This is a genomic window from Streptomyces diastatochromogenes, assembly GCF_002242805.1.
Lineage (GTDB): Bacteria > Actinomycetota > Actinomycetes > Streptomycetales > Streptomycetaceae > Streptomyces > Streptomyces diastatochromogenes.
The window spans coordinates 439715-466416 of sequence record NZ_MCGQ01000016.1; the positions used below are offsets into that span (position 1 = coordinate 439715).

Here is a 26702-nt window from a genome sequence, read left to right on the forward strand (position 1 = left end):
GGGATAAAGTGCGCACATGGGGCACTGGTGGGAGCGGAACATCCTGGAGCCGGGGAAGCTTCCGCTGCTGCTGGCCCTGAGCGCCTTCGTCGTCACCTTCGTCGTCACCCGTGTGATCACCCGGCTGATCCGCGCGGGCAAGGGCCCCTTCGGCAACGTCAAGGCGGGCGGGCTGCACATCCACCACGTGGTCCCCGGGGTCCTGTTGACCGTCGTCGGAGGCTTCGGTGCCGTCGCCAGCGACCGGCACGGCGCGGGCGGGGCCCTCGCCGCGGTCGTCTTCGGCATGGGGGTGGGGCTCGTCCTGGACGAGTTCGCGCTGATCCTGCACCTCGACGACGTCTACTGGACCGAGGAGGGCCGCAAGAGCGTCGAGGTCGTCGTGGTCACCGCCGCCCTCGTCGGCCTGCTGCTCGCCGGGTTCGCGCCGTTCGGCGTCAACGACCTGTCCGCCGACGAACTCCAGGACCGGGGCACGGTCATCGCCAACATCGGCATGAACTTCGTCTTCTCCCTGGTCGCCCTGAGCAAGGGCAAGGCCCGGGTCGCGATCTTCGGCGTGATCGTGCCGCTGGTCGCGATGGTCGGCGCCATCCGCCTGGCCCGCCCCGACTCCTACTGGGCCCGCCGCTTCTACGGCCGCCGCCCCCGCGCCCGCGCCAAGGCCACCCTGCGCGCCTACCGCCACGACCGCCGCTGGGCCGGGCCCCGCCGCGCCCTTCAGGACTGGATCGGCGGCAAACCCGACCCGCGCCCGGTCCGCCTGCCCGACCGCCACCGCCACCGCCACTGACCGGGCCCCGGCAGCCGCCCGTACCGGTGCCGTACCGCAGCCACCAGACACAGCGTCCCCACACCCATCAGCGCGGCCAGATGCTCCTTGCCCGCCAGGTTCTCCTTGAGCAGCACCTCGACCACCATCGCCAACGTCACCGCACCCGACGTCACATAGGCGCCGTACCGCCAGCTCACATAGACGGCGAGCCCCACCACGGCCGCCGACGGACCGGTGTCCACGACCTGCGCGTCCGTCCAGGGCAGGCCGAACGCCGCATGCGGGCCCAGCGAGATGCCCACGCGCGCGTACAGCGTCCCGGCGAGCGTGGCCACGTACGCGATGGCCAGCGTCCGCCACCAGCCGATGCACACCTCGGCGACGCCGAACACGAACAGGATCTGCGCGAGCGCCCCCCACACAGGCAGGTCCAGCGCCGGGACGAACAGCGACAGGGGAGTGCGCAGCAGCGCAGGCCCCAGCGGGTCCTCCGCCCGTACGGCACCCATGTCCTGCACGATCTGATAGCCCCACGGCCGGTTCTGCACGAACTGCAGCAGCGCGGTCAGCAGCACCGCCCCCAGCGTCATGGGGAACGCCCGCCAACGGCGCTTGAGCAGGGGCTCGCGCACGGTGACGTACAGCAGCCCCCACTCGGCACGGGCCCAGTGGGCGAGCGTCCTCATCAAACGATCCTCATCGGTGCGTGTCCAGGTGCCTGCGGTGCAGCCACTTCGGCAGTCCCGGCGCCTCCAGGAAGCCTTCCGCGCGCGCCGACGCGATGCCGATGCGCGGCAGGTCCGCGCTCTTCTCGAAGAGCAGGAACCTGGGCTCCCAGATGGGCCGGTACTTGGCGTTGGCGCGGTACAGCGACTCGATCTGCCACCAGCGGGAGAAGAAGCTGAGCAGCGACCGCCACAGCCTCAGCACCGGTCCGGCACCGAGGCGCGCCCCACGTTCGAAGACCGATCGGAACATGGCGAAGTTGAGTGAGACCTGGGTGATCCTGATCTCGCCTGCCCGGCGCAGCAGTTCGATGACCATGAACTCCATCAGCCCGTTGGCAGAACCATCGACGTCTCGGCCCCTCCGCATGAGGTCCAGGGACAGTCCGTGCGGCCCCCAGGGCACGAAGGACAGCAGCGCGCGCAGCCTGCCCTCGGCGTCCGTGCACTCCAGCATCACGCACTGGCCGTCCTCGGGGTCCCCGAGCCGCCCCAGCGCCATGCTGAACCCGCGCTCGGTCGCCCCGTCCCGCCAGTCGTCCGCGCGCTCGACGAGACGCGCCATCTCGTCGGCCGGGATGTCCGCGTGCCGTCGGATGCGCACCCGGTACCCGGCCCGCTTCACCCGGTTGTACGCCTGCCGCACGGTGCGCATCGCCCGTCCCTCCAGCGTGAACTCGGCCACCTCCACGATCGCCTCGTCACCGAGTTCCAGCGCGTCCAGGCCGTGCCGGGCGTAGACCGTCCCCGCTTCCTCGCTCGCCCCCATCACCGCCGGGATCCACCCGTGCGCCCGTGCCTCCACCAGCCACGGCACGATCGCACCGGGCCACGCCTCCGGGTCGCCCAGCGGATCCCCGGAGGCCAGGCTCACCCCGCCGACGACGCGGTAGGCGACGGCCGCCTTCCCGGTCGGCGACCACACCACGCTCTTCTCCCGGCGCAGCGCGAAGTAGCCGAGGGAGTCCCGCTCTCCGTGCCGCTCCAGCAGCGCCCGCAGCCGCTTCTCGTCGTCCTCGGTGAGCGGGTCGACGGCCCGCCGGGAGCGGAAGGCGGCGTAGAACACGGCGAGGACGAGCAGCGTGCTGAGCACGTTGATCGCCACGTTGGCCCAGTTGGGCGGGTCGATGCCGGGGAAGCGCGACTCCTCGGCGGCCACCGACACCAGTCGCAGGGTGCCGTAGTGCCAGCGCTCCAGGAACGTCGAACGGGCCGCGTCCGGTGCCGTGTTGGTGACCGTGATCAGCAGCCCGGCGAGCAGCGAGGCGACGAGCCCGCCGCCGACGGCGACGGTCGCGGCGAGCCGCGGGTTGGACCGGTCACCCTTGGCGTAGAACTCCCGGCGCCCGACCAGCAGCGCGCCGACGAAGGCGGCCGTCAGCACCAGGGAGACCCAGTTCTGCGCGTACCGCCGGATCTCCGGGAACGCCATGGCGAACGCGAACAGGGCCAGGAACGACCCGCTCAGCACCAGGTTCAGGATCCAGGCGGCCCGCTTGCGCCGGCGCATCGTGATCGCCAGGAACGCGGTGAACACGCCCGAGGCGAAGCCGGCCGTCAGCAGATACGGCGTGAAGTAGTTCTCCTGGTTGTGCCGGCGCACGTCCTGGCCCAGCGAGACCCAGACCGCGCTCAGGAAGTTGATGAAGGCGACGGCCCGCAGATACCAGACGGCGAAGGCGGCGGCCCGACGGGATGCCCCGCTGGACCGCCGCTCCGGCTCGGCTTGCAGTTCCACGGCAATTCGGGCATCTCCCATGGGGGAGGATCATATGGGGGCCGCCCGGGCGAACCATTCTTTTCCGGCTGCCGTGGTGCGACTACTCCTTCTCCTCGGGCTGCTCGGACTCCTCCGGCTCCTTCTCGGACTCCGGCTTCTCGGGAAGCTCGGCGGCCAGCGCCGCCGCGGCCCGGACCAGCGGCAGCGACAGCAGCGCCCCCACCCCCTCGCCGACCTTCACGCCCTGCTCCAGCAGCGGCTCCAGGGCCATCCGGTCCAGCGCCTTCGCCTGGCCCGGCTCCCCGCTGTCGTGCCCGGCCAGCCACCAGTCCGGCGCCCGGAACGCGACCCGCTGGGCGACCAGCGCACACGCGGCGGCCACCACACCGTCCAGGATCACCGGCAGCTTCCGCACCGCGCACTGCAACAGGAACCCGGTCATCGCGGCCAGATCGGCCCCGCCCACGGTCGCGAGCAGCTGCAACTGGTCCCCGAGCACCGGCCGCGCCCGCCGGAGCGCGTCCCGGATCGCCGCACACTTGCGCATCCACGCCAGGTCGTCGATGGCCAGCCCGCCCCGCCCGGTCACCACGGACGCGTCGGTCCCGCACAGCGCCGCGACCAGCACCGCGGCCGCCGTGGTCCCGCCCACGCTCACATCGCCGAGCACCACCAGATCCGTCCCCGAGTCGGCCTCCTCGTCGGCGACGGCCACGCCCGCCCGGAAGGCCGCCTCGGCCTCGTCGAGGGTCAGCGCGTCCTCGACGTCGATGCGACCGCTGCCGCGCCGCACCCGGTGCCGTACGACCTCCTCGGGGAAGGCGTCCGGCGGGCAGTCCAGGGCCATGTCCACGACCCGCACGGGCACGTCGAGCCGGCGCGCGAGGACGGACACCGGGCTGCCGCCCTCCAGCACCGCCCGCACCAACTGCTCGGCACTGCCCGCCGGCCGTGCGGAGACGCCGAGTTCGGCGATGCCGTGGTCACCGGCGAAGAGCACCACCCGGGGCCGTTCGACCGGCCGCACCGGTACGGCGCCCTGTGCGGCGGCCAGCCACTCGCCCAGCTCGTCCAGGCGCCCGAGCGACCCGGGCGGCACGATCTGGCGCTCCCTGCGGGCCTCGGCGTCACGGCGTACGCCCCCGTCCGGGCGCTCGATCAGATCGGTGAAGTCGTCCAGATTAAGGCTGCTCATTCGCCGAACAGTACCGCCAGTCCACGAACGCATCCGCGCCACACCGCCACCCCACGGTCGCGACGTCTTTGCACCCGGGAGGGGTATCCCATACGTTCCGGTTTGCAGCGGATTGTCGCCTAGGGAGCCGCCATGCAGCCCTCGCCCCTCATCCCCCAGGTCATCGAGCCGCGCGACCCCTTCCAGGAGCCGCGCCGCGAGGCCTGCCCCTGGTGCGGCTCCCGTCGGCTGCGGACCCGGCTGCGCGCCCCCGACCCGCTGCGGCAGCGGCCGGGCACGTTCGTCCTGGACGAGTGCGGAGACTGTGCGCACGTCTTCCAGAACCCCCGGCTCACGGCGGAGGGATTCGCCTTCTACCACCGGGACTTCTACGAGAGACAGCTGGAGGAGTTCACCGCGCGCGTCCTCTCCGAGCGCGCGGTCAGCCGCAGACACCGTGCCGCCGCCCACAAGCTGTCGGCGCTGCCCGAACCGGAGAGCTGGCTGGACGTGGGCACCGGGCACGCCCGGTTCCCGGAGGCGGCGAAGGAGTTCTTCCCGTACACCAGCTTCGACGGCCTGGACCTGACGGCCCGCGTGGAACAGGCCCTGCTGGAGGGCCGGGTGGAGGAGGCCCACCGCGGCTGTCTGACCACCCCGGGGATGGCGGCCCGGCTGCGCTCCCGCTACGACGTGGTCAGCATGTTCCACCACCTGGAACACGCCCCGGACCCACGCGCCGAACTCCGCGCCGCGCTCACGGTCCTGCGCCCCGGCGGCCACCTCGTCATCGAAGTTCCCGACCCGCGCAGCGTGTTCGCCGCGCTCCTCGGCAAGTGGTGGTTCCCCTACGGCCAGCCCCGCCACCTCCACCTGCTGCCCCTGCCCAACCTCCGCGCGGAACTGGAGACCCAGGGCTGCACGATCCTCGTGACGGACCGCACGTCCCCCCACGTCCCCTACGACCTCTCGGCGGCCCTCACCCTGGCCCTGGCCCCCGCCCCCCTGCTCCTGAGAGCGATGGCCGCCCCGGCACTCGACGTGGCCGCGATCCTGGACCACGCACTGGCTCCGCTGTTCCGCCACACCCCGTTCTCCAACGCGTACCGGCTGGTGGCCCGCAAGGGGGCTGGCTGCGCAGCTCCGTAGCTGCGGGCAGTCGTGCCGCTTGGGGCGGCACCCGCTGCCAAAGAGAGCGGCACCCGGCCAGCGCCGGGAAGCGAACCCACCCCCGCCCGCCACCGCCCGACCCGCACACTCAACCCCGCAGCACCAACGCCTGCCCCGCCACCACCAACAGCACCTGCTCGCACTCCACCGCGAACGCCGCGTTCAGCCGCCCGAGTTCGTCCCGGTACCGCCGCCCGGAAGCAGTGGCAGGCACGATCCCCGAGCCCACCTCGTTCGAAACGGCCACCACGGTCCGCCGAGTGGCCCGCACCGCGGACGTCAGCTCCCGCACCCGCTCCCGCAGCGCCTTCTCCCCACCCCCCGCCCACTCCGCGTCGTCCCACGCCCCCACGGAGTCCATGACATCCGTCAGCCACAGCGACAGACAGTCGATCAGCACGGGCGGCCCGTCCACCCCCAGCAGCGGCACCAGATCGGTCGTCTCCGCCGTACGCCACGACCCCGGCCGCCGCTCCCGGTGCACGGCCACCCGCTCCGCCCACTCGGTGTCCCCGCCCCGCGTCCCGCCCGTGGCCACGTACAGCACCTCCGGGAAGGACTCCAGCCGCCGCTCGGCCTCCACCGACTTACCCGAACGCGCCCCGCCCAGCACCAGCGTCCGGCGCGGCACGTCCGGCACGTCCTCGTACACCCCGACCGTCAGCGTCGTACCGTCCGGCACCGCCCGCGCCCCGGCCGCCGCGAGCTGCCGCCGCAACTCCGCGCCCTGCGGCACGTCGTGGTCGAGGTGGACGGCCACGACGTCCGTGGTCGGCCCCACGGATCCGACCGCCCGCAGCCGGGCCAGCGCGTCCGGGCGTCCCACGACATCGGCGAGGACCATCTGGTACGTCTCCGCCGGCGCCCCCTCGAGACCGGCCGGCGCCCCGCCCGGCGGCAGGTACAGCAGCCGCTGCCCGTCCGGCCCGGTCACCGCGTACCCGGTGCCGCCGGCGTCCATCGCCACGGCCCGCACCCGATGCCCCGTCAGCAGCGCCAACTCCCGCCCGTCCGGCACCCGCCCGGGCTGCGGCAGGCCGGCCGGCACCTCCACCGCCGGACCGTCGTGCGGATGCGACAGCAGCACCTGCCGTACCCCGCCCAGCGAATGCCCCGACCGCGCGGCCGCGAACGCCGCCCCGGGCGTCAGGTCGAGCAACAGCGTCCCGTCCACCAGCAGCGCGGTGGCCGCCCGCGCGTCCGGCCCGAGCGCCGTCGCACAGACGGCACAGGGACAGTCGGGGCGGGGCAGTCCCGCGGGGGCACCGGTACCGAGCAGAGTCACTTCCACGCACCGATTTTCACCTGTCTCAGCAGGTCTTGCGCTTCCGGCTACGCTGCCGGAACGTGTTGGATCAAAGGAGGCCCACATGACGGCATGGACGTGGCGGTTCGAGAAGGCCGACGGGACGGAGGTCCAGCCCGCGGTGCAGCCGGAGGAGTTCACCACGCAGGGGGACGCCGAGTCCTGGATCGGCGAGCACTGGAAGGCGCTGGCGGAGGGCGGCGCGGACCAGGTGCGGCTGTTCGAGGACGGCAGCGAGATCTACGGCCCGATGAGCCTGCACGCCGAGGCGTCGTAACCCGATCGGGGGGTGAGGAGGGGACGCCCGGAGCAGGGGCCGCCCTCCTCACTGCTCGCCCAGCGTCACCTCCACCGTCTTCTCGACGCCGTCACGCTGGTAGGTCACCGTCGTCCGCTGCCCCGGCTTCAGGGCCGCCAGCGCCTCGGACAGCTCCGTGGTGGTGGTGACCGGGGCGTCGTCCACCTTGGTGATCACATCGCCGGGCCGCAGCCCCGCCCGGTCGGCCGCGTCGCCGCCCTTGACGGCGACCACCGCGGCCCCGGCCGGCTGGTAGCTCTCGTCCAGGACCGTCCGCGCGGTGATGCCGAGCGCGGCCCGGCCCGAGTCGACGACCTTGCCGCTCCTGACGATCTGGTCGGCGACCGTCTTCACCATCGACGCCGGGATGGCGAACCCGATGCCGGGCGCGGCGCCGCCGCCGAGGTCGGGATCGGTGGCGGCCAGCGTCGGGATGCCGATGATCTGCCCGTCGAGGTTGACCAGGGCGCCCCCGCTGTTGCCGGGGTTGATGTCGGCCGACGTCTGCACCATGTTCGCGATCGTGGCACCCGTACCCCCGCCCGAGCGGCCCTCGCTGACGGTCCGTCCGGTCGCCGAGACGATGCCCTGGGTCACGCTGGAGGACAGCCCGAGCGGCGAGCCCATGGCCAGCACGATCTGGCCGACCTGCACTTTCTCGGAGTTCCCGAACGTCGCCGGCTTCAGCCCGGCCGGCACCTTGTCGAGCCTGATCACCGCGAGGTCCTGGTCCGGGTAGGAGAACACCAGGCGCGCGGTGAGCGGTTCCTCGTTGTTGGCCGTGGTCACCTTGAAGGTCTTGTCGGAGCCGACCACGTGCGCGTTGGTGACGATGTGCCCCCGGTCGTCGTACACCACCCCGGAGCCCAGCGCATGGCTCGCCTGGATCTGCACGACCGACGGCAGGACCTCCTTGATGACCTTCAGATACTGGTTCTGCAGGTCGTCCACGGACATCGGGAGGGCCGCCCGGGTGGCCGCGGTGTCCTTCTTCGCCGACGACTCCGGGGTCGTACAGCCGGCGGCCACGAGCGCGGCCGCCACGAGCACGAGCACGACGGCGCCCCTGCGGAGGGCACGGGTACGGGAAGCGTCCATGCCCCGAGTGTCCCTTCGGGGTGAATGCCCAAGCTTGCCGTGTACGCCCGAACGGGCCCGATTCACACCCCGTACGGCCGAGGGCTCAGCCCCGCACCCCGCACAGATGCAGCAGCGCCGCGACCCCCCGGTACGGATCCGTCCGCCCGGCCCGCTCCTCGGCCGCCAGCAGCGTCTCCAGGTCGTCCGGTATCTCCGCCCCGTCCGCCGCCGTGTCCGTGAAGACCCGTACGCCGTACCAGGCGTGCAGCGCGGCGCCGATCCCGGCGAGCGTGGCGGTGAGCGCCGAGAGGCGGTCCGCCCGGACCTCCAGGCCGAGGCGATTGCGGTAGGTGGTGGTGTCGAACGCGGCCAGCGCGCCCGCCCAGTCCCCGGACAGGCCCGGCCGCACGGCGAGCGCGTCGCCGTTGCGCACGAGCAGCGACAGCAGCCCGCCCGGCGCGAGCATCCGGGCCAGACCCGCCACCAGCGCGTCGGGGTCCTCGACGTACATCAGGACGCCGTGGCACAGCACCACGTCGAAGCTGCCCGGCAGGAAGTGCACACCGGTGTCCCGCCCGTCCCCCTGTACCAGCCGCACCCGCTCGCGGATGCCGTCCGGCTCACCGGCGAGCGCCTCGCGCGCGGCCGCGATCATCGTCGCGTCCTGCTCGACGCCGGTCACCTGGTGACCGAGCCGGGCCAGCCGCAGCGCCTGCGTGCCCTGGCCCATGCCCACGTCGAGCACCCGCAGCCGCTGCCCGACCGGGAACCGCCCGGCTATCTGCTCGTCGAGCTGCCGGGCCACCAGCTCCTGTCGTACGACATCACGCAGCCCGCCCAGCTTGTTCAGCCAGGACTCGGCCGCGCCCCCGGTGAAAGCCTCTGCGCTCAGGGCCGCTCTCCGCGCTTGACCTGCGGCTTCGGCAGCCGGAGCCGGCGCATCTGGAGGGAGCGCATCAGGGCGTAGGGGACGGCGCCCCGGCGGTTCTGGTCGGGGAAGCGCTCGGCCAGCCGCTTCTTCAGCCGGAGGCCGCTGAGGGCCGCGTCGAGCACGATCAGCACGATCACGATCAGCCACAGCAGCAGCGCGATGTTCTGGATCGCCGGCACCCGCACCACGCTGAGCACCAGGATGACCACGGCCAGCGGCAGGAAGAACTCCGCCACGTTGAACCGCGAGTCGGTCCAGTCGCGCGCGAACTTGCGCACCGGGCCCTTGTCCCGGGCGGGCAGATAGCGCTCGTCGCCGCCGGCCAGCGCCTGGCGCTGCCGCTCCAGCGCCTGCCGGCGCTCCTCGCGCTGACGCTTGGAGGCGTCCTTGCGGGTCGTCGGCGTGTTGGCGACGCTGCGGCGCTGGGACTGGGCCTCACTGCGCTTGGGCGTGGGCCTGCCCTTCGGGGCCTGCGGGTCGCGGGACTGCTTGGAGAAGTTCACCGGCGCCTTGTCGGCGGGGGCCTTCTCTTCTTTGGCACGGCTACGGAACACAAAACCCAAGGGTAAGGGCTTCCCGGGCATGGACCCCAGTCCACCGGGGAACGATCCGGCAACACCGGACGTCTGTAGGGGGACAGAGGGGACGTTGCAGACGCTTCACCCGGCGGTCATCGAAGGGCCCGAGGAGCCCACCCGGAGATCCACCTACTCCTCACGCCGGAGCGGTACCGTCCGCAGTCGTCCTTGGGGATGAGCGCATCACTCCCCGAACAGTGCGGTAATGGAGTCAGGGCCCGTACTGTGGGTTCTGTCGCAGGATCTGTGAGCTGGAGTCCGTCAGAAGGGGGCGCGCGAAGCCCATGAGCGGTGTCATGAAGCGTATGGGGATGATCTTCCGCGCGAAGGCGAACAAGGCCCTTGACCGGGCCGAGGACCCGCGCGAGACCCTCGATTACTCGTACCAGAAGCAGCTGGAGCTGTTGCAGAAGGTGCGTCGCGGCGTCGCCGACGTGGCGACCTCCCGCAAGCGCCTGGAACTCCAGCTCAACCAGTTGCAGCAGCAGTCCTCCAAGCTGGAGGACCAGGGCCGCAAGGCGCTCGCGCTCGGCCGCGAGGACCTGGCCCGTGAGGCGCTGTCCCGCCGTGCCGCCCTCCAGCAGCAGGTCACGGACCTCGAGACGCAGCACACGACCCTCCAGGGCGAGGAGGAGAAGCTCACCCTCGCGGCCCAGCGGCTGCAGGCCAAGGTGGACGCCTTCCGTACGAAGAAGGAGACCATCAAGGCCACCTACACCGCCGCCCAGGCCCAGACCCGCATCGGCGAGGCCTTCACCGGCATCTCCGAGGAGATGGGCGACGTCGGCCTCGCCATCCAGCGCGCCGAGGACAAGACCGCCCAGCTCCAGGCCCGGGCCGGCGCCATCGACGAACTGCTCGCCTCCGGCGCCCTGGACGACCCCACCGGCATGGCCAAGGACGACATCGCCGCCGAGCTGGACCGCATCTCCGGTGGTACGGATGTAGAGCTGGAACTGCAGCGCATGAAGGCGGAGCTGGCCGGAGGCTCGCCGCAGCAGGCGATCGAGGGCGGCACCGGCCAGGGGCAGTCCCAGCAGCAGCCGCAGGACACCCCGCGCTTCGACAAGCAGTAGTCCGGCGCCGGGACCCCGAGCCGAGGAGGCCGACGTGATCGTACGGATCATGGGGGAGGGCCAGGTGAAGCTGGACGACGCCCACTTCACCGAGCTGAACAAGCTGGACGACGAGCTGCTGGCGGAGATGGAGAGCGGCGACGACGAGGGCTTCCGTCGCACGCTCTCCGCGCTCCTCGACGCCGTCCGCCGGCTCGGCACTCCGCTGCCGGACGACGCCCTGGAACCCTCGGAGCTGATCCTTCCGTCCTCGGACGCGACGCTCACGGAGGTCCGGGAGCTGCTGAGCGACGACGGACTGATCCCGGGCTAGCCCAGGGTGAACCAGGTGGTGCGGGACTTCTGCCACTCCGGGTGGCCGAGGTCCTTCGCCTCGACGCCGTCGCCGTAGAGGTCGGCGGCCCCGTCGTCGGTGATCAGCTGCACCCGGGCGCCGGTGGCGTCCAGGTCGGGCACGGACACGACCGACTCCCAGGCCCCCGCGTCCGAGGTCGGCAGGTCCAGCACCTTCACCGGCTGGTGTCCGGCCACCCCGTCCCAGCGGTACAGCGCCTGCGGGTCGCTGTTGTCGTCGGCCGCCCAGGACCCGGCCAGGATCAGGTACTGCCCCTTGTCGTTCCGGCGCAGGTCACGGACGGACAGCCCGCCGAGGTCCAGCTCGATCGGCGTACCGAACGTGGCCTGCGTGCCGTGCACCACCCGGTCCATGTCGGTCACCGGCACGATCAGCGCCTTCCCGCCCGACTGCGGCGGCACCAGCGGGGCGCGGAAGCCGACGTAGGCGGTGGTGGTGGAGCCCGGCGCGAACTCCAGGCCCTCCACGTTGAAGCCGTCCACCTGCTTCGGGGTCTGCCCGTCGGCCGTCCCCGCGGCGAAGCCGTACCGGTCGCCGTTCGCCTCGTCCCAGGCCACCAGGTCGTCGCGCAGGCTGTGCCCGGCGCTGCCGAAGGTGAGCGAGGTGGTGGCGCCCGAGCCGGAGACGGTGGTGGTGAAGACCGTGTTGCGGTCCGGCTTGTACACACCGTCCTTGTTGTTGCCCAGCGAACCGGTCCAGTAGATCGTGTCGCCGACGCGCGCCGCGCCCTCGATGTCGACCTCCTTGGCGGCGCCCAGCGCCCCGCCCAGGTCCCAGGTCTTCACCGGGGCACCCGAGGCCGTGCCGTCGTACAGGCGCAGGGTGTTGTCCTCGTCGTTGCCGACGACGACGTACCCGCCCCCGACGTCCACCGCGGCGGAGGCGTCCGAGGCACCGGTCAGATAGCGGGCGTCGGCCGCGTACTGGACCGCGGGGGAAGCCGCGTAGTGCAGCGTCGTGGTGGCGGTCTTGCCACCGAGCCCCGTCACCTTCAGCGTGAGGTCGGCGTACCCCTGGGCGTGCGCGGTGACGGCGACGGTACGGCCGCTTCCGGCGCCCGTGACCCGTATGTCGGAGGTGGCCGCCACGGCGGTACGACTGCTCCGGGTGGCCGTCACCGTCAGCGCCGAGGCGTCCGCGCCGCTCTGCGCGACCGTCACGGCGACCGTCGGGTCACCGGTGCTGCCGACCGCGCCCGACAGGTAGGCCGACGACAGCTTGATCGTCGGGGTGCCGTAGGTGACGGCCTGCGCGGGGGTGACCACAACCGTGGCCGAGGCGAGGGCGAGGGCTGCGGCGGGCCACATGAGGGAAGCGCGCACGAGGGCTGCCTTTCGTCGACAGGACGCATCCGGCCGGGGCGGCGCGAATGCCGACGAGAAGGTTGAGCATGTACGGCCAACACGGGGCGTCCGGCTGCCGTACCCCCCGCGAACACCGGTCGACAGCTGACGGCGGGTGAGCTGCACCTCGCTCTGTTCCGGCACCCCGCCAGGGCCCGTACTGTTCACCGGGTGAGCACTCTCGAACGCGCCCGGTGCAGCCTGAAGGCGCACCCCCTCGCGCTGGACGCGGCCATCGCGGCGGGGGTGCTGGTGTGCATGGTCGCGGGCTCCTTCGTGGATCCCCGTGGGGAGAACGGCGTGACCTGGGGTGTCCGCAGCCCGGACACGCTCAGCCTGCTCCTGATGACCCTCGGCGCCGCCGCCCTCGTCTTCCGGCGCCGCGCACCCAAGACGGTGCTCGCGGTCGCCGGCACCCTGTCCCTGATCGAGTGCGTCACCGGCGACCCGCGCGCCCCGGTCGCCATGTCCGCCGTGGTCGCCCTCTACACCGTCGCCTCGGCCACCGACCGCACCACCACCTGGCGCGTCGGCCTGCTCACCATGACCGTACTGACCGCCGCCGCCATGCTCGGCGGCCCCCTGCCCTGGTACGCGCAGGAGAACCTGGGCGTGCTCGCCTGGACCGGTATCGGCGCCACCGCCGGGGACGCGGTACGCAGCCGCCGCGCGGTCGTCCAGGCCATGCGGGAGCGCGCCGAGCGGGCCGAGCGCACCCGCGAGGAGGAGGCCCGCCGCCGGGTCGCCGAGGAGCGGCTGCGCATCGCCCGAGATCTGCACGATGTCGTCGCCCACCACATCGCGCTGGTCAACGTGCAGGCCGGAGTCGCCGCCCACGTCATGGACAAGCGGCCCGACCAGGCCAAGGAGGCCCTCGCCCACGTCCGCGAGGCCAGCCGCTCCGCGCTCAACGAACTGCGCGCCACCGTCGGCCTGCTCCGCCAGTCCGGCGACCCCGAGGCCCCCACCGAACCCGCCCCCGGCCTCAGCCGTCTCGACGACCTCGCCGGCACCTTCCGCAGCGCCGGACTCCCCGTCGAGGTGGCCCGCGCCGACCACGGCACCGCACTCCCCGCCGCCGTCGACCTGGCCGCCTACCGGATCGTCCAGGAGGCCCTGACCAACGTGCAGAAGCACGCGGGCACCGACGCCAAGGCCGAGGTCAGCGTCGTACGCGTCGGACCGAACATCGAGGTCACCGTCCTGGACGACGGCACCGGCGCGGCCGCCGAGCCCGGGGGCGGCGGCGGGCACGGGCTGCTCGGCATGCGGGAGCGGGTCACCGCCCTGCGCGGCACCCTGACCACCGGACCCCGCTACGGCGGCGGCTTCCGCGTCCATGCGATCCTGCCGGTCAAGACCCGTACGACGGCACCGGGGGAGCCCGCATGACGATCCGTGTCCTGCTCGCCGACGACCAGGCACTGCTGCGCAGCGCGTTCCGGGTGCTGGTCGACTCCGAGCCCGACATGGAGGTGGTCGGGGAGGCCTCCGACGGCGCCGAGGCGGTCCGGCTGGCCAAGGAGCACCGCGCCGACGTCGTCCTCATGGACATCCGGATGCCCGGCACCGACGGCCTCGCCGCCACCCGCCTGATCAGCGCCGACCCGTCCCTCGCGCACGTCCGCGTGGTCATCCTGACCACCTTCGAGGTCGACGACTACGTGGTCCAGTCCCTGCGCGCCGGGGCCTCCGGCTTCCTCGGCAAGGGCAGCGAACCCGAGGAACTGCTCAGCGCCATCCGGGTCGCCGCGGGCGGCGAGGCGCTGCTGTCCCCGGCCGCCACCAAGGGCCTGATCGCCCGCTTCCTCGCACAGGGCGACGGCGACGACGGCCGCGACCCCGCCCGCTCGGAGCGCCTCGACGCGCTCACCGGCCGGGAGCGGGAGGTGCTCGTCCAGGTCGCCGGCGGCCACTCCAACGACGAGATCGCCGAACGCCTCGAAGTCAGCCCGCTGACCGTGAAGACGCACGTCAACCGGGCCATGGCCAAACTGGGCGCGCGGGACCGGGCCCAGCTCGTCGTCATCGCCTACGAGTCGGGACTGGTACGTCCGAGGATGGACTGATCTCCACCCGCGTGTACTGCGCGCGGAGTAGGGGCCGGATAAGGAACGGGACCTGGGGCCTACAAGTGCGGGCTCTTCCATGGCTCAGGGTGTTGGGGTGGGTGCTCACCTGTGCGCCCCGCAGCAGCTTCTGCCGCTCACAGAAGAGAGACCCTGACCCATGTCCTGGCTGTCGAGATTCAGCCTCGCGCAACGGGCCCTGATCGGCCTGATGTCGCTCATCGCGCTCGTCTTCGGGCTGATCGCGATACCCCAGATCAAGCAGCAACTGCTGCCCACCATCAACCTGCCCATGGTGTCGGTCATCGCGCCGTACCAGGGCGCCGCACCGGACGTCGTCGAGAAGCAGGTCGTCGAGCCCATCGAGGACAACCTCCAGGGCGTCGACGGCATCACCGGTGTCACCTCCACCGCCAGCGAGGGCAACGCCGTGATCATGGCGTCCTTCGACTACGGCAACGACACCAAGCGGCTCGTCTCCGACGTCCAGCAGGCCGTCAACCGGGCCCGCGCCCAGCTGCCGGACGCAGTCGACCCGCAGGTCGTCGCCGGTTCCACGGACGACATGCCGACCGTGGTGCTCGCCGTCACCTCCGACAAGGACCAGCAGGCCCTCGCCGACCAGCTCGACAGGACCGTCGTCCCGGCCCTGAAGGACGTCGACGGCGTCGGCCGCGTCCAGGTCACCGGCGTCCGCGACCTCCAGGTCGCCGTCACCCCGAACGACGCGAAGCTCGCGCAGGCGGGCCTCACCTCCGCCGCGCTCGGCCAGGCCCTGCAGGCGGGCGGCGCGACCGTCCCGGCCGGCTCCTTCGACGAGGACGGCGCCAACCGCACCGTCCAGGTCGGCGGCGGCTTCACCTCGCTGCAGCAGATCAAGGACCTGATGGTCACCGGCGAGGGCGTCAGGAAGCCCGTACGCCTCGGTGCCGTGGCCACCGTCAAGGAGCAGCCGGCCCCGGCCGACTCGATCACCCGCACCGACGGCCGGCCCAGCCTCGCCGTCAACGTCACCATGGACCACGACGGCAGCGCGGTCTCCATCTCGAACGCGGTCGAGGACAAGCTGCCCGACCTGCGCAAGGACCTCGGTGCCGGCGCCAAGCTCACGGTCGTCAGCGACCAGGGCCCGGCCGTGTCCAAGTCCATCAAGGGCCTGACCACGGAGGGCGCGCTCGGCCTGCTCTTCGCGGTCCTGGTCATCCTGGTCTTCCTGGCCTCGATCCGCTCCACGCTGGTCACGGCGGTGTCCATCCCGCTGTCGGTCGTCCTCGCCCTGATCGTGCTGTGGACCCGGGACCTGTCGCTCAACATGCTCACCCTGGGCGCGCTGACCATCGCCATCGGCCGGGTCGTCGACGACTCGATCGTGGTCCTGGAGAACATCAAGCGGCACCTCGGCTACGGCGAGGAGCGCAAGGAGGCGATCCTGGGCGCGGTGCGCGAGGTGGCCGGCGCGGTCACCTCCTCCACCCTCACCACGGTCGCCGTGTTCCTGCCGATCGGCCTGGTCGGCGGCATGGTGGGCGCCCTGTTCGGCTCGTTCAGCATCACGGTGACGGCGGCCCTGCTCGCCTCCCTGCTGGTGTCGCTGACGGTCGTACCCGTCCTGTCGTACTGGTTCCTGCGCGCCCCCAAGGGCACCCCCGAGGACGCCGAGGAGGCCCGCCGCCGGGCCGAGGAGAAGGAGGCGAAGAGCCGCCTGCAGCGCCTCTACGTCCCCGTCCTGCGCTTCGCCACCCGCCGCCGCCTCACCAGCGTGCTGATCGCGGTGGTCGTCCTGGTCCTCACGTTCGGCATGGGCGGACTGCTGAAGACCAACTTCTTCGACCAGGGCGACCAGGAAGTTCTCACCGTCAAGCAGGAGCTGAGGCCCGGCACCAGCCTCGCGGCCACCGACGCGCAGGCCAAGCGGGTCGAGAAGCTGCTCGGCTCCACCGAGGGCGTCAAGGACTACCAGGTCACCGTCGGCTCCTCCGGCTTCATGGCGGCCTTCGGCGGCGGCACCGACACCAACCAGGCGTCGTACCAGGTCATGCTGAAGGACTCGGCGTCCTACGGCGACGTGCAGAAGCGCCTGGAGGCCGGGCTGAAGAAGCTCGACGGCGTCGGCACGACGACGGTGTCCGCCGGTGACGGCTTCGGCAACCAGGACCTCAAGGTCGTGGTGAAGGCGTCCGACGCGCAGGTGCTCAGCGAGGCCTCCGACCGGGTGCGCTCCACCGTGGCCGGCCTCGACCACGTCACCGACGTCACCAGTGACCTCTCCCAGAGCGTGCCGCGGATCTCGGTCAAGGCCAACTCCAAGGCGGCCGCTGCCGGGTTCGACGACCAGAAGCTGGGCGCCGCGGTCGCGCAGGCCGTGCGCGGTACGACGGCGGCGAAGGCGATCCTCGACGACACCGAGCGCGACGTCGTCGTGAAGTCGGCCAAGCCCGCCACCACCCTGGCCCAGCTGAAGGCGCTGCGCCTCGGCCCGGTGAAGCTCGGTGACATCGCCACCGTCAAGCTGGTCGACGGGCCCGTGTCCATGACCCGCATCGACGGCCAGCGTGCCGCCACCATCACGGCCCGGCCGACCGGGGACAACACGGGCGCGGTCAGCACCCAGCTCCAGTCGAAGATCAAGGCCCTGAAGCTCCCAGCGGGCGCAAAGGCGGAGATCGGCGGTGTGTCCTCCGACCAGGACGACGCGTTCAAGAACCTGGGCCTGGCCATGCTGGCGGCCATCGCGATCGTCTTCATGCTGCTGGTGGCGACGTTCCGCTCGCTGGCCCAGCCGCTGATCCTGCTGGTCTCGATCCCGTTCGCGGCGACCGGTGCCATCGGCCTGCTCGTGGTCACCGGCACCCCGATGGGCGTCCCGGCGATGATCGGCATGCTGATGCTGATCGGCATCGTGGTGACCAACGCGATCGTGCTGATCGACCTGATCAACCAGTACCGCAAGCAGGGCTACGGCGTCGTCGAGGCCGTGGTGGAGGGCGGCCGCCACCGTCTCCGCCCGATCCTCATGACGGCCCTGGCGACGATCTTCGCCCTGCTCCCGATGGCCCTGGGAGTCACCGGCGAGGGCGGCTTCATCGCCCAGCCGCTGGCGGTGGTCGTGATCGGCGGCCTGATCTCGTCCACGCTGCTCACCCTGCTTCTCGTCCCGACGCTCTACGCGATGCTGGAGCTCCGCAAGGAGCGGCGGGCGAAGAAGCGGGCGGCCAAGCGCACGGTGACGCAGGAGCCGAGCAACGAGCCGGAGCCGGCGGGAGTCTGAGACACCGTCACCCGCGTCCCCTCCCTTACAGGCCTTTCATATCCTGTGATCTCGAACTGCTCTGCGGGGGAGGGGATGCAGCGGTGGCGCTGCACGAGGGTGCCCCATGGGCGCTCGGCGGGTACTGGATCGTCGACCGGCTCGGGGCCGGTGGCATGGGCGTCGTCTACCGGGCGAGGGTGGGGTCCGGCCGTGATGTACGTGCGGCCCCCGTGCGCGGCGCCCCCGCGAGGGCGGTTGGTCCTGCGAAGGTCAGCAGCGGGTGTCCGTGTACCCATAATGTGATTGGGAACCGAACTCGAGTTGGCCGCCGCCTTGTGTGCAGACGTACAGCGTATCGGTCGGCCACGACCAGACCTCGCTCCCCGACGACGTGCTCGACCCCACGGACTGCGACGACGTCTTGATCCAGGCCGTTACCTTCCATGAGCCGTAGGTGTCACGGAAGCTCTGCCAGACGTAGACGTATGCCCAGTTTTTGCCGCAGCCCTTGAACTGCTTCACAGAGGCGGCAGTCTGCCCGGTCGACGTGGTGATGTACCCGGTACTGCCGATCTGGGTAACGGGGCCGCAGCCCGGAGCGGACTCGGCTGCGGCGGGGCTTGAGGTACTGATGACCAGGCCAGCGGCAAGTGCGAGCGTGGCGACGGTTGTTGAGAGAAGTCGTCTCATGATCCCCTCATATGAGGCTCAAGTGCTGACGGCGGAGATCACATCTCACTACATATCAGTTACGAGCCACAAGATCAGGGGCAGGGTCCGTGACATCTTCGCCCTCGCCCCCCACCCCGACCAGAAACCCGTGTCGGGGTGGGGGCTGGATAGGAGGGGCCTACGGCAGCGCTAGCATCCGCTCCAGCGCCAGCTTGGCGAACGCCTCCGTCTCCTTGTCGACCTCGATGCGGTTGACCAGGTTGCCCTCGGCCAGGGACTCCAGGGCCCAGACCAGGTGGGGCAGGTCGATCCGGTTCATGGTCGAGCAGAAGCAGACCGTCTTGTCGAGGAAGACGATCTCCTTGTCCTCGGGAGCGAAACGGTTCGCCAGGCGGCGGACCAGGTTCAGCTCGGTGCCGATGGCCCACTTCGAGCCGGCCGGGGCCGCCTCCAGGGCCTTGATGATGTACTCCGTCGAACCGACGTAGTCCGCCGCGGCCACGACCTCGTGCTTGCACTCGGGGTGGACCAGGACGTTCACGCCCGGGATGCGCTCGCGCACGTCGTTCACGGAGTCCAGGCTGAAGCGGCCGTGGACCGAGCAGTGGCCGCGCCACAGGATCATCTTCGCGGCCCGCAGCTCGTCCGCCGTGAGGCCGCCGTTCGGCTTGTGCGGGTTGTAGACCACGCAGTCGTCCAGGGACATCCCCATGTCGCGGACGGCGGTGTTGCGGCCGAGGTGCTGGTCCGGCAGGAACAGGACCTTGTCGCCCTGTTCGAAGGCCCAGTCGAGGGCGCGCTTGGCGTTCGACGAGGTGCAGATGGTGCCGCCGTGCTTGCCGGTGAACGCCTTGATGTCGGCCGAGGAGTTCATGTACGAGACCGGCACGACCTGCTCGGCGATGCCCGCCTCGGTCAGCACGTCCCAGCACTCGGCGACCTGCTCGGCCGTGGCCATGTCGGCCATGGAGCAGCCGGCGGCCAGGTCCGGCAGGACGACCTTCTGGTCCTCGGACGTCAGGATGTCCGCCGACTCGGCCATGAAGTGCACACCGCAGAAGACGATGTACTCGGCCTCCGGGCGTGCGGCCGCGTCCCGGGCCAGCTTGAAGGAGTCGCCCGTGACATCGGCGAACTGGATGACCTCGTCACGCTGGTAGTGGTGGCCGAGCACGAAGACCTTGTCGCCGAGCTTCTCCTTGGCCGCGCGGGCGCGCTCGACCAGGTCGGGGTCGGACGGCGAGGGCAGGTCACCGGGACACTCGACACCCCGCTCACTCTTCGGGTCGGCCTCACGGCCGAGAAGCAGCAGGGCGAGCGGAGACGGCTGTACGTCGAGCTCCGGGGTCTGGGCGGTGGTCACGTCACGCACCCTTTCTACTTTTCGTCTAACTGACGCTATCTATCATAACTGGTTCACGTCAGTTTGACGATGGCCATAGCGTCGATGTGACGTGAATCCCGCCGAGCCCCTCCATCGGTCGCTGTCCGCCCCCGCGGGCATGTGCGAGCATGAGGGCGGAAGAAAAAAGGCGACCACGCGAACGCCCGGCCCGGAATGAATCCGCGGAAACGCCGGTTGCACTGGTCGGCAAGCAGTCTCCGTACAACCCGGGAGAGATGTAGATGTCCGTATCGGACGAGACCAGCACCGTGACCGACGGCATCGTCCTGACCGACGCCGCGGCGTCCAAGGTCAAGGCCCTGCTCGACCAGGAAGGCCGTGACGACCTCGCGCTGCGCGTCGCCGTCCAGCCCGGCGGCTGCTCCGGCCTGCGCTACCAGCTCTTCTTCGACGAGCGCGCGCTCGACGGCGACGTGGAGAAGGACTTCGGCGGGGTCAAGGTCGTCACCGACCGCATGAGCGCTCCCTACCTGGGCGGCGCCACCATCGACTTCGTGGACACGATCGAGAAGCAGGGCTTCACGATCGACAACCCGAACGCGACGGGCTCCTGCGCCTGCGGCGACTCCTTCAGCTAAGCCCGGCCACAGCCTGACGACTGAGCCGGCCAGAGCCTGACGACGAAGGCGGCGGCCCCCTCCGAGGGGCCGCCGCCTTCGTCTGTCCAGGGGGCGCTACCGGGCCAGCGGCCGCAGCGCTCCGGCCTTCGCCTGCGGGATCCGCGCCCCGTCGGCGCCGACCACCTTCCGGCCGTCCAGCGGCGCATCCAGCCGTACGGTCTTCACGTACATCTTGGCCATCGCGACGCACACCGCGTCCGGCCAGGTCTTCTCGGTGACCTTCACCGTCACCCGGCCCGCACTCTCCTTCGCCGACGCCTTGTAGTCGGCGCACACCCCGCCCGTGAAGCTCACGTTCAGCTCGCGGCCGTCGGCGGTGTAGCCGTCGACCTTCACGTCATGCGTCTTCGGCGCCGAGGACGGCGAGGTCGGCGAGGTCGGTTCCGGGGACGGCGCAGACGCCGACGGCGCAGCCAGGTACTTCGGGTCCACCGCCGGATACGTCACCGTGAACGCGCCCCGCGCCTCCGTACCCCGGACCTGGAACAGCCAGGACGGCACCAGCGTCTGCCGTCCGGCGACCGAGTGCGCGGCCAGCCCGAACACCGCCTTCTCCACGGTGACCGTGGCCCCCCGGGGCGCCGTCGAGGACGTGCCGCACGGCTGCTCCAGCCGGTTCTTCAGCGGGACCGGACTCGCGCAGCCGCCGATGCCCATCCGGTGCCCGTGCTGGTGCCCGGAGTTCATCAGCTTCAGCGTCTTCTCCACGCTGAGCACGGGGTACGTGTCCCCCTTGGCCGGCGCCACCAGCAGCCCGTGGCCGCCGAAGATGTCCCCCTGCTTGTCGACGGTCAGGCCGGTCGTCCAGCCGTACGTGGGCAGCCCACCCACCACCGGATCGGCGTTGACCACCCGCTGGGCGCCCATGATCTGGCTCGCGTCGATCTTCGCGTCGTCCTGCCCGAGCGCCTTCAGCACCGGCGCCGCCGCCTTCTCGGCGACCGCCACGCTCACCGGCTCGCCCGCCGGAGCGCCCGGGTCCTGCGCGCAGACGGTGACCTTCTCGCAGTTGTCGGTGCCGGGCGCGTACCGGCTGAAGGTCCAGCTGCCCGGGGCGTCCTTGTTCACCTGGAGCGTCGGCCCGGAGCCGTCCTTGCCGCCGACCCGCCAGCTCGGCCCCTCGGCCACCGGCGTGCCGTCGATCCCGAGCGCCTTGGCCAGCCGGGCCACGTCCTCCTTGCCGACCTCGCCCTTCGGCGCGTACACCGGCGCCGAGCCGGGACCGTCGGCCAGCTTCCCGGCGGCCACGTACGTCGCCCCGTACGGATTCGGCTCACCGGGCGCGATGTCGCCCGTGCCGCCCTGCGCCCAGCCGTCCAGGACCAGGGGAGCAGGGGTACCGCCACCGCCGGACCCGCCGGCGCCCGTACGGCCGTCCGCACCATGGCTCGCGGCGAGGTACGCACCCCCGCCCCCGACCAGCAGGACGGCCGCCGCGACCGAGACGACGACCAGGGGGGAGCGGCGCCGCCCGGGCTGCTCACCGGCACCGGCCCCGGCACCAACGACCTCATGGACTTCGCCGTGCGGGGGACCGGCGGCCTCGCCGCCCTCCGAGACCTCGGAGACGCCGGACGCCTCGGAGACCTCGGGTTCCTCGGGTTCCTCGGGTGCCGAGGAGGCCCCGGGCTCCTCGGTGTTCTCGGTGGCGTCGGAGACCGCGGAGACCTCGGGCTCCTCGGAATTCTCGGGTCGCTCGGTGTTCACCGCATCGCTCCTCGCTGGATCGTGTCCCACGCCCCCGGCACGGGGGACGGCGATGGGACGTGCGAGGGGAGCGCGCGGTTCCCGTGGTGCGCCCTGGCGTCAGTCGCCGTAGTCCGACATGGCGTCCAGCATCCGGGCCGACTTCACCGGCACGTTCACCCCATGGATCAGCGACGGCGGCACCGGGCGGGAGTCGGTGTGCTCGGGAACCGTCCAGTGCGGAGCCATCCGGGCGCAGTCCCCGCGCAGCGAGGCGAGGTCGCCCTCGAGATCGGCCGGGGCAGCGGAGGAGTTGACCTTGAGGTTCGTCATGACGGCACCGTAAGCACGCCGGGCCTCGCGAAGAAAGATCTACTATCGGGTAGTTTTGCCAGCTTCAGTGGCTGCCCAAGAGCGGGTAGCGTGAACTGTCAATCCAGCCTCCCGCAGGAGAATGCCGACGTGCGCATCGCAGTCACCGGCTCCATCGCCACCGACCACCTCATGACCTTCCCCGGCCGCTTCGCCGACCAGTTCGTCGCGGACCAGCTGCACACGGTCTCGCTCTCCTTCCTGGTCGACAACCTGGACGTCCGCCGGGGTGGCGTCGGCGCGAACATCGCCTTCGGTATGGGCCAGCTCGGCACCCAGCCCATCCTCGTCGGGGCCGCGGGCTTCGACTTCGACCAGTACCGGGCCTGGCTGGACCGCCATGGCGTGGACACCGACTCGGTCCGTATCTCCGAGACCCTGCACACCGCGCGCTTCGTGTGCACCACCGACGCCGACCACAACCAGATCGGCTCCTTCTACACCGGTGCGATGAGCGAGGCCCGCCTCATCGAGCTGAAGACGGTCGCCGACCGCGTCGGCAGCCTCGACCTGGTCCTGATCGGCGCCGACGACCCGGAGGCGATGCTCCGCCACACGGAGGAGTGCCGCTCCCGGAACATCCCCTTCGCCGCCGACTTCTCCCAGCAGATCGCCCGCATGGGGGGCGAGGAGATCCGGATACTGCTGGACGGGGCGACATACCTCTTCTCCAACGAGTACGAGAAGGGGCTCATCGAGTCCAAGACCGGCTGGAGCGACGCCGAGATCCTCTCCAAGGTCGGCCACCGCGTCACCACGCTCGGCTCCCGGGGCGTACGGATCGAGCGGGCCGGCGAGGACCCGATCGAGGTCGGCTGCCCGGAGGAGGAGCGCAAGGCCGACCCCACGGGTGTCGGCGACGCCTTCCGCGCGGGGTTCCTCTCGGGGCTGGCCTGGGGTGTCTCCCTGGAGCGCGCGGCGCAGGTCGGCTGCATGCTGGCGACGCTCGTCATCGAGACGGTGGGGACGCAGGAGTACCAGCTGCGGCGGGCGCACTTCATGGACCGGTTCACCAAGGCGTACGGCGTTGACGCGGCCGAAGAGGTTCAGGCGCACCTGGGCTGAGGCGCCGTTGCCGGGTGCGGGTGCGGGTGCGGGTGCGGGTGCGGGTGCGTGGGGGCTGGTCGCGCCCACGCGGCGGTAGCCGCAAATCGACACAGCCCCGCGCCCCTCCGGGGGCTCCGCCCCCGGCCCCCCTCAGCTCACCCGGCGGACCACGTACGCCGTACCCCGCTCCGCCGGCTCCTCGCCCACGTACTCCTGCCCCCGCATCTCGCACCACGCCGGGATGTCCAAGCGGGCCGCCTCGTCATCCGACAGCACCCGCACCGTGCCGCCCACCGGCACATCCCCGATCACCTTGGCCAGCTCGATGACCGGGATCGGGCACCGCTTGCCGAGGGAGTCGACGACCAGTTCCTCCGCCTGGACCACGGTCGCCGGAGTGGGCGCCCCCAGCTTCTCCCGCACCCCTGCCACCGCACCCGGCAGCACCGCCAGGAACCGTTCCACGTCCTGCGTGGCCACCCCCGACGGCAGCGACACCCGCACGTTGCCCTCGCTCAGCACCCCCATCGCCTTCAGCACATGGCTGGGCGTCAGCGTGCTGCTCGTGCAGGACGAGCCGGACGACACGGAGAAACCCTCCCGGTCCAACTCGTGCAGCAGAGCCTCTCCGTCGACATAGAGACAGGAGAAGGTGACGATCCCCGGCAGTCGCCGCTCGGGATCCCCCACCACCTCCACGTCCGACACCAGCTCGGGCACCCGTGCCCGGATCCGCTCCGTCAGCTCCCGCAGCCGTACCGCCTCCTGGGCCGCCTCGGCGCGCACCGCCCGCAGGGAGGCCGCGGCCGCGACGATCGCCGGAAGGTTCTCGAACCCGGGCGCCCGCCCCGACTCCCGCTCGTCCACGGGCCCCTGCGCGGCGAACCGCACGCCCTTCCTGACGACGAGCAGCCCCACCCCCGAAGGCCCGCCCCACTTGTGGGCACTGGCCGCCAGCAGCGACCAGTCACCCTCGACCGGCCCCCATCCCAGCGACTGCGCGGCATCCACCAGCAACGGCACCCCGGCCGCCCGGCACACCTCGGCCACCTCGGCCACCGGCTGCACGGTCCCGACCTCGTGGTTGGCCGACTGCAGACAGGCCAGCGCGGTGTCCTGCCGGAGCGCGGCCGCGTAGGCCGACGGGTCGACGGCTCCGGCGCGGTTCACGGCCACATGGCCGACCGTCCCACCCGCGGCCTCGAACGCCTCCGCCGAATGGAGTACCGAGGAATGTTCGACAGCGGACACGATCAGGTGGCGTCCCACCCGCCGCCGCCCGGTCAACGCCCCCGCGACGCCGGTGTGTACGGCCCGGGTCCCGGAGGAGGTGAACACGACCTCGTCCGCCCGGCACCCCACCGCCTCGGCCACCGCCTCCCGAGCCGCATCAAGCAACATCCGAGCCTTCCGCCCCTCCCGATACAGCCGAGCAGGATCGGCCCACCCCTCATCCAAAGAGGCCAACAGGGCCTGACGAGCTACGGGATGAAGGGGAGCGGCGGAGGCAGCGTCAAAGTAGGACACACAGCAACGGTAAATCTTCGGTGGAGCAGCCGACCTCAAGGGGCGCGGGGCGGTACCGACGTGCGGCTCCGCCGCGTGGGCGCGACCAGCCACGACGCACCTCGCAGCCGCCCTCCAAACCGCGACAACCCGAGCTATTAGGCGCCCAATCCCACCCTTAAGGAGTGACCGGCGGCGCGTATGCCACCCTCCCCGCGAACCCTCGGAGAGCGTCGGCTAGGGTTTGGTCCGCATAAACATCCAAACCCCTGCCCGACGCAGGGCCGCGACCGACCAGCGAGAAGGCCGCAGCCGAACCGCGCGGGCGAGACTCTCGGGAAGGCGCTACGTGAGTCCCAACGGCTCCGACCGCTCGCCGCGGCGCCCGATGCGGCGGAAGCTGCTGCAGGCACTGACCGCGGGCCTGGTCCTGGCGACCGCAACCGGTTGCACATACAAGGACTTCCCCCGCCTTGGCATGCCCACCCCGGTCACGGAAGAGGCTCCGCGGATCCTCTCCCTGTGGCAGGGCTCCTGGGCGGCCGCGCTGGCCACCGGTGTGCTGGTGTGGGGCCTGATCCTGTGGAGTGCCATCTTCCACCGGCGCAGCCGCACCAAGGTCGAGGTACCTCCGCAGACCCGGTACAACATGCCGATCGAGGCCCTGTACACGGTGGTCCCGCTCATCATCGTCTCGGTCCTCTTCTACTTCACGGCCCGGGACGAGACGAAGCTTCTGAGCCTCGACAAGAAGCCCGACGTCACGGTCAACGTGGTCGGCTTCCAGTGGAGCTGGGGCTTCAACTACATCGAGGACGTACCCGGTTCCCCCGGCAACGCCAAGACGTCCAAGGAACTGCTGGCCATTCCGGACCGGTTCAGGAAGGACTTCCCGGCGAACGCCGGCGGTGTCTACGACGTCGGTACGCCGGGCACGAAGAACCCTCAGACCGGCAACCCCGGCCCGACCCTCTGGCTTCCCGAGGGCAAGACGGTCCGCTTCATCCTCACCTCGCGTGATGTCATCCACTCCTTCTGGGTGGTGCCGTTCCTGATGAAGCAGGACGTGATCCCGGGGCACACCAACGCCTTCCAGGTGGTTCCCAACCATCAGGGCACGTTCCTGGGCAAGTGCGCCGAGCTCTGCGGCGTCGACCACTCCCGGATGCTGTTCAACGTGAAGGTCGTCTCCCCCGAGCGCTACGAGCAGCACCTCAAGGACCTCGCCAAGAAGGGGCAGACCGGTTACATTCCCGCCGGCATCGCGCAGACGCCGCACGAGAAGAACCGGGAGACGAACAACCTGTGAGCATCGTCAACGAACCCCAGGGTGCCGCGGCGGCTGAGGACTCGTACGAGAACGAGCTGCCGGTCCGGCGCAAGCAGCCCGGCAATGTCGTGGTGAAGTGGCTGACGACCACCGACCACAAGACGATCGGAACGCTGTACCTCGTCACGTCGTTCGCGTTCTTCCTGATCGGTGGCGTGATGGCGCTGCTGATGCGCGCCGAGCTGGCTCGCCCCGGCCTGCAGATCATGTCGAA

Annotated in this window: 24 protein-coding genes and 1 pseudogene; 12 read left to right on the top strand and 13 right to left on the bottom strand. The window is 71.3% G+C overall.

The genetic code is table 11. From position 1 onward, the window contains the following. Positions 1 to 16: 16 nt before the first annotated feature. Entirely contained in the window at positions 17 to 793 is a 777-nt protein-coding gene (locus tag BEK98_RS21470; RefSeq protein WP_094218218.1) for a hypothetical protein, read from the top strand. Here BEK98_RS21470 and BEK98_RS49585 read toward each other — a convergent pair. The 3 genes from BEK98_RS49585 to cobT all read right to left on the bottom strand — a co-directional run bounded on the left by BEK98_RS49585 (position 721) and on the right by cobT (position 4415). Further along, the gene (locus tag BEK98_RS49585) at positions 721 to 1461 is read right to left on the bottom strand and encodes a hypothetical protein (RefSeq protein ID WP_208643180.1); all 741 of its coding nucleotides are present in this window, start codon (positions 1459 to 1461) and stop codon (positions 721 to 723) included. The genes BEK98_RS21470 and BEK98_RS49585 overlap by 73 nt on opposite strands. Before the next feature lie 10 nt (positions 1462 to 1471). Beyond that, a complete protein-coding gene (locus BEK98_RS21480) occupies positions 1472 to 3259 on the bottom strand; it encodes a phosphatidylglycerol lysyltransferase domain-containing protein (RefSeq protein WP_094218219.1) in 1788 nt (595 codons plus the stop codon). A 61-nt stretch (positions 3260 to 3320) separates the two neighbouring features. Next, the gene (gene cobT, locus BEK98_RS21485; protein WP_094218220.1) at positions 3321 to 4415 is read right to left on the bottom strand and encodes a nicotinate-nucleotide--dimethylbenzimidazole phosphoribosyltransferase; all 1095 of its coding nucleotides are present in this window, start codon (positions 4413 to 4415) and stop codon (positions 3321 to 3323) included. A gap of 132 nt (positions 4416 to 4547) precedes the next feature. Here cobT and BEK98_RS21490 point away from each other — a divergent pair, with 132 nt between their 5' ends. Further along, on the top strand, positions 4548 to 5543 hold the full coding sequence (locus tag BEK98_RS21490; protein WP_094218221.1) for a class I SAM-dependent methyltransferase: 996 nt from the start codon (positions 4548 to 4550) through the stop codon (positions 5541 to 5543). Positions 5544 to 5652: 109 nt separating this feature from the next. Here the strand turns inward: BEK98_RS21490 and BEK98_RS21495 are convergent, their stop codons facing one another. Continuing rightward, entirely contained in the window at positions 5653 to 6855 is a 1203-nt protein-coding gene (locus tag BEK98_RS21495; protein ID WP_094218222.1) for a bifunctional adenosylcobinamide kinase/adenosylcobinamide-phosphate guanylyltransferase, read from the bottom strand. A gap of 79 nt (positions 6856 to 6934) precedes the next feature. On the opposite strand from BEK98_RS21495, the gene BEK98_RS21500 reads away from it, so the two are divergent. Next, positions 6935 to 7147: a hypothetical protein gene (locus BEK98_RS21500; RefSeq protein ID WP_094218223.1), complete on the top strand. Its 213-nt coding sequence runs from the start codon at positions 6935 to 6937 to the stop codon at positions 7145 to 7147. Between the two features lie 48 nt (positions 7148 to 7195). On the opposite strand, the gene BEK98_RS21505 is transcribed toward BEK98_RS21500, so the two are convergent. From BEK98_RS21505 to BEK98_RS21515, 3 genes are all read right to left on the bottom strand, one after another. After that, positions 7196 to 8266 (bottom strand): S1C family serine protease, encoded by a 1071-nt coding sequence (locus BEK98_RS21505; RefSeq protein ID WP_094218224.1) that lies wholly within the window; start codon positions 8264 to 8266, stop codon positions 7196 to 7198. A gap of 85 nt (positions 8267 to 8351) precedes the next feature. After that, positions 8352 to 9053 (bottom strand): class I SAM-dependent methyltransferase, encoded by a 702-nt coding sequence (locus tag BEK98_RS21510; protein WP_094218225.1) that lies wholly within the window; start codon positions 9051 to 9053, stop codon positions 8352 to 8354. 83 nt (positions 9054 to 9136) lie between these two features. After that, positions 9137 to 9763 carry a DUF3043 domain-containing protein gene (locus BEK98_RS21515; RefSeq protein WP_094218226.1) on the bottom strand — a complete coding sequence of 209 codons (627 nt, stop codon included), beginning with the start codon at positions 9761 to 9763 and terminating at the stop codon, positions 9137 to 9139. 278 nt (positions 9764 to 10041) lie between these two features. On the opposite strand from BEK98_RS21515, the gene BEK98_RS21520 reads away from it, so the two are divergent. Together BEK98_RS21520 and pspAA are read left to right on the top strand one after the other, a co-directional pair. After that, complete coding sequence (locus BEK98_RS21520) at positions 10042 to 10833, top strand: PspA/IM30 family protein (protein WP_094218227.1); 792 nt, start codon at positions 10042 to 10044, stop codon at positions 10831 to 10833. A 34-nt stretch (positions 10834 to 10867) separates the two neighbouring features. After that, complete coding sequence (gene pspAA, locus BEK98_RS21525; RefSeq protein WP_094218228.1) at positions 10868 to 11146, top strand: PspA-associated protein PspAA; 279 nt, start codon at positions 10868 to 10870, stop codon at positions 11144 to 11146. Here pspAA and BEK98_RS21530 read toward each other — a convergent pair. Beyond that, complete coding sequence (locus tag BEK98_RS21530; RefSeq protein ID WP_094218229.1) at positions 11143 to 12495, bottom strand: DUF3616 domain-containing protein; 1353 nt, start codon at positions 12493 to 12495, stop codon at positions 11143 to 11145. The two genes, pspAA and BEK98_RS21530, sit on opposite strands and share 4 nt — an antisense overlap. A gap of 207 nt (positions 12496 to 12702) precedes the next feature. Here BEK98_RS21530 and BEK98_RS21535 point away from each other — a divergent pair, with 207 nt between their 5' ends. From BEK98_RS21535 to BEK98_RS21545, 3 genes are all read left to right on the top strand, one after another. After that, positions 12703 to 13923, top strand: coding sequence for a sensor histidine kinase (locus BEK98_RS21535; RefSeq protein ID WP_094218230.1), 1221 nt, complete (start codon positions 12703 to 12705; stop codon positions 13921 to 13923). Beyond that, positions 13920 to 14600 carry a response regulator gene (locus BEK98_RS21540; protein WP_094218231.1) on the top strand — a complete coding sequence of 227 codons (681 nt, stop codon included), beginning with the start codon at positions 13920 to 13922 and terminating at the stop codon, positions 14598 to 14600. Before BEK98_RS21535 ends, BEK98_RS21540 begins: the two co-directional genes overlap by 4 nt. A gap of 160 nt (positions 14601 to 14760) precedes the next feature. Further along, positions 14761 to 17868 carry an efflux RND transporter permease subunit gene (locus tag BEK98_RS21545; protein ID WP_094218232.1) on the top strand — a complete coding sequence of 1036 codons (3108 nt, stop codon included), beginning with the start codon at positions 14761 to 14763 and terminating at the stop codon, positions 17866 to 17868. Positions 17869 to 18120: 252 nt separating this feature from the next. Here BEK98_RS21545 and BEK98_RS49080 read toward each other — a convergent pair whose 3' ends face one another. Together BEK98_RS49080 and nadA are read right to left on the bottom strand one after the other, a co-directional pair. Continuing rightward, positions 18121 to 18540, bottom strand: coding sequence for a hypothetical protein (locus tag BEK98_RS49080; protein ID WP_167444219.1), 420 nt, complete (start codon positions 18538 to 18540; stop codon positions 18121 to 18123). 160 nt (positions 18541 to 18700) lie between these two features. Then, positions 18701 to 19885 (bottom strand): quinolinate synthase NadA, encoded by a 1185-nt coding sequence (nadA, locus tag BEK98_RS21555; RefSeq protein ID WP_167444220.1) that lies wholly within the window; start codon positions 19883 to 19885, stop codon positions 18701 to 18703. Between the two features lie 263 nt (positions 19886 to 20148). Between nadA and BEK98_RS21560 the strand changes: the two genes are divergently transcribed. Then, a complete protein-coding gene (locus tag BEK98_RS21560; protein ID WP_094218235.1) occupies positions 20149 to 20505 on the top strand; it encodes a HesB/IscA family protein in 357 nt (118 codons plus the stop codon). A 96-nt stretch (positions 20506 to 20601) separates the two neighbouring features. On the opposite strand, the gene BEK98_RS21565 is transcribed toward BEK98_RS21560, so the two are convergent. Together BEK98_RS21565 and BEK98_RS21570 are read right to left on the bottom strand one after the other, a co-directional pair. Next, positions 20602 to 22254, bottom strand: a complete 1653-nt coding sequence (locus tag BEK98_RS21565; RefSeq protein ID WP_244201918.1) for a hypothetical protein — start codon at positions 22252 to 22254, stop codon at positions 20602 to 20604. A 99-nt stretch (positions 22255 to 22353) separates the two neighbouring features. Next, entirely contained in the window at positions 22354 to 22566 is a 213-nt protein-coding gene (locus tag BEK98_RS21570) for a hypothetical protein (RefSeq protein WP_094218236.1), read from the bottom strand. A gap of 129 nt (positions 22567 to 22695) precedes the next feature. Between BEK98_RS21570 and BEK98_RS21575 the strand changes: the two genes are divergently transcribed. After that, on the top strand, positions 22696 to 23670 hold the full coding sequence (locus tag BEK98_RS21575) for a carbohydrate kinase family protein (protein ID WP_094218237.1): 975 nt from the start codon (positions 22696 to 22698) through the stop codon (positions 23668 to 23670). 132 nt (positions 23671 to 23802) lie between these two features. Here BEK98_RS21575 and BEK98_RS21580 read toward each other — a convergent pair whose 3' ends face one another. After that, a complete protein-coding gene (locus BEK98_RS21580; protein ID WP_094218238.1) occupies positions 23803 to 25179 on the bottom strand; it encodes a cysteine desulfurase/sulfurtransferase TusA family protein in 1377 nt (458 codons plus the stop codon). A gap of 328 nt (positions 25180 to 25507) precedes the next feature. Between BEK98_RS21580 and ctaC the strand changes: the two genes are divergently transcribed. Together ctaC and BEK98_RS21590 are read left to right on the top strand one after the other, a co-directional pair. Next, positions 25508 to 26467 (top strand): aa3-type cytochrome oxidase subunit II, encoded by a 960-nt coding sequence (ctaC, locus tag BEK98_RS21585; RefSeq protein ID WP_094218239.1) that lies wholly within the window; start codon positions 25508 to 25510, stop codon positions 26465 to 26467. Then, positions 26464 to 26702 (top strand): annotated as a pseudogene (locus BEK98_RS21590) (aa3-type cytochrome oxidase subunit I); the annotation flags it as partial. The gene ctaC and the pseudogene BEK98_RS21590, both read left to right, overlap by 4 nt.